We start from the raw sequence: 2,036 nt of genomic DNA on the forward strand, positions 1-2,036 counted from the left end.
CGGCGGTGTTTCGCCTTCCAGGCCGTGCTGCGCTGGGACGGCTCGGCAGCGGCTCGCCCGGCGTCGGCGAGTGGGTCAACGCGCTCGGCTCGGTCGCGGTCACCGTGAGCGCGGGCATCCTGCTCGTCCAAGCCGTCGAGGCGCCCGCCGCCGGCTGGGGCGGGTGGCAGCTGCTGGTGTGGCTCGGCCAGCTGGCCACCGGCGTGGTGCTCATCGGCTCGTGCGTGGCCGTGGGCCTGTTCACCGGGATGCACCGCGACCCGCGGCTGTGGCTGGTCGTCGGCGCGTTCGCCCTCCACCTGGTGGTGCAGCTCGTCGTGGCGTCGTCGGGCTACGCGGCCGCGGAGCGCGCGAGCACGCTCGGGCACGTCGTGGTCTGCACGGCCACGGTGGCCGCGCTGCAGCAGCCGCTGCCGACCCGTCCGCGCGTGCGCGGCCGCTCGTCGGTCACGTCGACGTGGTCGCTCGTCCTGCTCGGCTCGAGCAGCCTGGTGCTCACCGCCAACGCCCTCGCGGGCCTGCCGCGCACCCGCCCTGCCGCCGTCATCGGCGGCCTGGCCACCGTGGTCACGGTGACCCGGGTCCTGGCCATCGTCCGCGAGCTGGAGTCGGTGGCCCAGTCGCGGCGCGAGGCCCGGACCGACGACCTCACCGGCCTGCCGAACCGGCGCGCCCTCGTGGCCGCCCTGGGCAGTGCCCTGACGAGCGGACGCCGACGCGACCACGTCGCGCTCCTCGCGCTGGACCTCAGCGGGTTCAAGCACGTCAACGACCGGCACGGCCCCGAGGCGGGCGACCACGTGCTCCAGGAGGTCGGGTCGACGCTGACCGGGACGCTGCGCGAGCGCAGCCTGGTCGCCCGGGTCATGGGCGACCAGTTCGCGGTGCTGCTGCCCGGCAGCGACGAGCGCCGGGCCCGGCGGGTGGCCGAGCGCCTCGTCCGCGAGGTCGAGCAGCCGATCACGGTGCCGGAGGCGACGGTGCGCCTGTTCGTGCACGTGGGCGTCGCCCACGCCGACCCGGCCGTCGTCCCCGCGCCGACGACGTACGAGCTCATGCGCCGGGCGCACATCGCCATGTACTCGGCCCGGCGCGCCGGCACCGGGGTGGCCGTCTACGACCGGGCCGAGGACGAGCAGGAGGCGCTGCGCCACGAGCGGGTCGACCAGCTGCGCCGGCTGCTCTCGGCCGAGGGGGACCCGTCGTGCGGCGAGGTCGTCGTCCACTTCCAGCCCCAGGTGGACGTCCGCACGGACGAGGTCGTCGGCACCGAGGCGCTGGTGCGCTGGCTCCACCCGCGCCACGGGCTGCTGCAGCCGGGCGCGTTCGTGGACCTGGCCGAGCGCAACGGGCTCATGTCCTCGCTCACCCGCGCCGTGCTCGGCCTGGCCACCCAGGACGCCGCCCGCTGGGAGCGGGCCGGGGCGCCGCACCGGGTCTCGGTGAACCTGTCGTCCTCGTCGTTCGCCGACGGCGACGTGGTCTGCCTGGTCGACGAGGCGTTGGCCGCGAGCGGCCTGAGCCCGCACCTGCTCGCGCTGGAGATCACCGAGTCGGTGCTGCTGGAGAACGTGGACGCCGTCCCGCACGTGCTGCACCAGCTGGCCGACCGCGGCGTCGGGCTGAGCATCGACGACTTCGGCACCGGCTACTCGTCGCTGGCGTACCTGGCCCACCTGCCGGTCGACGAGCTCAAGATCGACCGCTCGTTCGTCCAGCGCCTGCTGGGGGACGCCCGGACGCACGCCGTCGTCGCCGGCACGATCGAGCTCGCCCACCGGCTCCGGCTGACCGCGGTGGCCGAGGGTGTCGAGGACGAGGAGACGCTGGCCGCGCTGCGCGAGCTGGGCTGCGACGTCAGCCAGGGCTACCTGCACGCGCGTCCGGCGCGTCCGACGAGCTCAGCGTCTGGTACCACGACCGCCAGGCCGCCCGCGTCCGCCCGCTGACGTCCCCGGCACGACGAGGGGCCGCCACCGCGTGTGCGGTGACGGCCCCTCGTCGTCGTGGCGGCTCAGCCCAGGCGGAGCGGCGCC

Annotated in this window: 1 protein-coding gene; it reads left to right on the forward strand. The window is 75.7% G+C overall.

Going from position 1 to position 2,036, the window contains the following annotated elements; all coding sequences use genetic code 11:
* Positions 1 to 1,949, forward strand: a 1,949-nt coding sequence (locus AC2W7G_RS14730; RefSeq protein ID WP_485869100.1) for a putative bifunctional diguanylate cyclase/phosphodiesterase, incomplete at its 5' end; no start/stop codon positions are given.
* Between the last annotated feature and the right edge of the window lie 87 nt (positions 1,950 to 2,036).

The organism is Aeromicrobium sp. PFPM2_SD2, assembly GCF_057364525.1.